The following is a 270-nucleotide window of genomic DNA, read 5'->3' on the forward strand; positions in this document are numbered from 1 at the left end:
TTGAGTGGCTGCAGTGCGTCGAAGATCTCGGCCTTGCGGTTGCGCACCGATTCCGCGTCGAACGAGTTCGGCGGCTCCATCGCGATCATGCCGAGCAACTGGAACAGATGGTTCGGCACCATGTCGCGGAACGCGCCGGTCGGCTCGTAGAAACTGCCGCGCCCTTCCACGCCGATCACTTCCGACGCCGTGATCTGCACGCTGTCGATATATTCGCGTCGCCAGATGGGCTCGAACATCGCATTCGCGAAGCGCACCGCGAGAATGCTC

1 pseudogene is annotated in these 270 nt (G+C 62.2%); it reads right to left on the reverse strand.

Features of this window, described 5'->3' with window-relative positions:
• Positions 1-270 (reverse strand): annotated as a pseudogene (locus tag SB816_RS31905) (glucose-6-phosphate dehydrogenase); the annotation flags it as partial.

It is taken from the genome of Achromobacter sp. SIMBA_011 (assembly GCF_046535435.1).
GTDB classification, from domain to species: Bacteria; Pseudomonadota; Gammaproteobacteria; order Burkholderiales; family Burkholderiaceae_B; genus Achromobacter; species Achromobacter dolens.